This is a genomic window from Methylobacterium tarhaniae, from assembly GCF_001043955.1.
In the GTDB taxonomy this organism is placed as follows: domain Bacteria; phylum Pseudomonadota; class Alphaproteobacteria; order Rhizobiales; family Beijerinckiaceae; genus Methylobacterium; species Methylobacterium tarhaniae.
Genome location: NZ_LABZ01000259.1, coordinates 1 through 2354 on the forward strand (window position 1 = coordinate 1; position 2354 = coordinate 2354).

2 protein-coding genes, 1 tRNA gene and 1 rRNA gene are annotated in these 2354 nt (G+C 70.4%); 2 read left to right on the forward strand and 2 right to left on the reverse strand.

Going from position 1 to position 2354, the window contains the following annotated elements:
* Nucleotides 1-359 precede the first annotated feature (359 nt).
* Together VQ03_RS27800 and VQ03_RS27805 are read left to right on the forward strand one after the other, a co-directional pair.
* Nucleotides 360-1085, forward strand: coding sequence for a hypothetical protein (locus VQ03_RS27800; RefSeq protein ID WP_048454166.1), 726 nt, complete (start codon nt 360-362; stop codon nt 1083-1085).
* 170 nt (nt 1086-1255) lie between these two features.
* Nucleotides 1256-2086, forward strand: coding sequence for a phosphogluconate dehydrogenase C-terminal domain-containing protein (locus VQ03_RS27805; RefSeq protein ID WP_048454167.1), 831 nt, complete (start codon nt 1256-1258; stop codon nt 2084-2086).
* Between the two features lie 49 nt (nt 2087-2135).
* Here the strand turns inward: VQ03_RS27805 and VQ03_RS27810 are convergent.
* A tRNA-Met gene (locus VQ03_RS27810) sits at nt 2136-2212 on the reverse strand.
* 51 nt (nt 2213-2263) lie between these two features.
* Nucleotides 2264-2354: ribosomal RNA gene (gene rrf, locus VQ03_RS27815) — 5S ribosomal RNA — on the reverse strand; the annotation flags it as partial.

Sequence of the window (2354 nt, forward strand, 5' to 3'; positions counted from 1 at the left end):
GACGGTGGTGACACAGGTCGACATTAAGTGGATAGAGCAGGCTGGCCATGTCATGTTCGTCTTCTTCGGTCTTTTTTTTTTTTACAACCAGAAGGCGGCATCCGACATCTAGTAGGTTCGCGGGGCCTCGGAGATGTTTAAAAGAAACCCCCCCGGCCCCCCCCCGGCCGACGCTGCGCCCCGCCGTTAATGTTCACTATATGTTCCAACTCCGCAATCCGGCCAGGGCGGAGGCGCGATGCCGCAGGCCGCCCCGCTCCCCGCAGAGCCGCGCCCGCACCGGCGCAGAGGGCTCGCCCTCGGCCCGGAATCCTGCCAGTTTCGGAGGCACGGATCGCGAAACCCCGGCGGAAGAATCCATGCCCGGCCTATTCGACCCCATCCTGAACTGGCGCCTGCTGCCGGGCTCGCACGCCTTCCCGGGCCCGGATGGCGGCACCTGCATCAACGAGGCGGCGGTCGTCGCGGCCGGCCTGCCGTACCGGGCGATCCGCTCCTCGGCGGATTGCCCGCCCTGCTTCTCGGGCCCGCTCGCGACCTACGCGCTCGGCCTCAACGACGCGATGCCGGATGCCGAGCGCCCGCGCCTGATGACCTTCGTGCTGCGCCTCGCCCGCTCCGCCGACGCACCCGCGATCGAGGAGGCACGCACAAGCCACCTCGTCCTCGAAGGGGTGCGCCGCCTGCTGCCGCCGGTGCTGGAGCGGGCTGGGCTGGCGCAGCACGCCGCCGCCTGCCGGGCCGCGTCCAACCTGGGCCGGGCGGCGACGGTGGCCCGCCACGCCGCCTGGTCGGCGGGCTCCCTCGCCGAGGCCGCCGGCCGGCAAGGCACCTGGGTGCGCGGCGCCCGCGCGGCAGCGGCCTCCCGCGCCGCCCTCTTCGCCGCCGAGATCGATCCCCGGACCGCCGCCGACGCGGCCGAGGCCGCCGCCCTGTTCTGGCCCGGCGCCTGGGCCGAGGCCGTGGCGATCCTCGACGAGGCCCTGACCATCGGCCGGCAGGCGCCGGCCCTCGCTCCGGACGAGGCCGGGATGCGGATGGAGGCCGCGAAGGCGGGACGGCGGGAGCGGGTCCCGGCCGGGTGAGGGCGCCCGTCAGCGCCCGCGAAACGCCGCCGGAACCCGCGTCCCTCCGGCCCGCCTGCGAGGTTTGGACGACAAATCGATTGCCGTGCGCCCGGTCCGTCGCCACTCTCGCATGCGCCGCCCGACAAGAGGCCCGCGGAGGCCGGTGGCGGCTCGCGGGAGGATGCGCCATGACCGAGAGAATCGCCCTGTTCGGGGCCGGGGGGAAGATGGGCGTGCGGCTTGCCCGCAACCTCGTGAAGTCCGAGTTCCAGATCGCCCCGGTCGAGGTCGGCGAGGCCGGGCGGCAGCGGCTCAAGAGCGAGTTCGGCCTCGACTGCATCGAGGCGGCGGCCGCCCTCGACGGCGCCGACGTGGTGATCCTGGCAGTGCCCGACACGCTGATCGGCCGGGTCTCCCACGCCCTGTCGCCGAAGCTGAAGGCCGGCACGATGGTGGTGATCCTCGATGCGGCGGCGCCCTTCGCCGGCCACCTGCCGGAGCGACCGGACCTGACCTACTTCGTCACCCATCCTTGCCACCCGCCGATCTTCAACGACGAGACCACGGACGAGGGGCGACGCGACCATTTCGGTGGCATCGCCGCGAAGCAGTCGATCGTGAGCGCGCTGATGCAGGGGCCGGAGGAGGCGTATGCCCTCGGTGAGCGCGTCGCCAAGGCGATCTGGGCGCCGATCCTGCGCTCGCACCGCGTCACCGTGGAGCAGATGGCGCTGCTCGAGCCCGGCCTGTCCGAGACCGTCTGCGCCACGTTGCTCGCGGTGATGCGCGAGGCGATGGACGAAACCGTGCGCCGCGGCGTACCCGAGGTGTGCGCCCGCGATTTCCTGCTCGGCCACCTCAACATCCTGGCGGCGGTCACGTTCAAGGAAATCGACGGGGTGTTCTCGGATGCCTGCAACAAGGCAATCCAGTTCGGCACGCCGCGCCTGATGCGGGACGATTGGCTCGGCTGCCTCGACGAGCACGAGATCGCCGACAGCATCCGGCGGATTACCTGAGAAGCCAAAAAAGCCCGCTGGCTCTCGCCGACGGGCTTCTTCGTATGTTTGGTTGCGGGGACAGGATTTGAACCTGTGACCTTCAGGTTATGAGCCTGACGAGCTACCGGGCTGCTCCACCCCGCGCCAGGGTGTGATCCGAGTGTCGTGACGAGGGAATGCGTGCGTGCTTGGCAGGTCTGGCGGTGACCGACTCTCCCGTGTCTTGAGACACAGTACCATAGGCGCTGGGGCGGTTAACGGCCGAGTTCGAGATGGGATCGGGTTT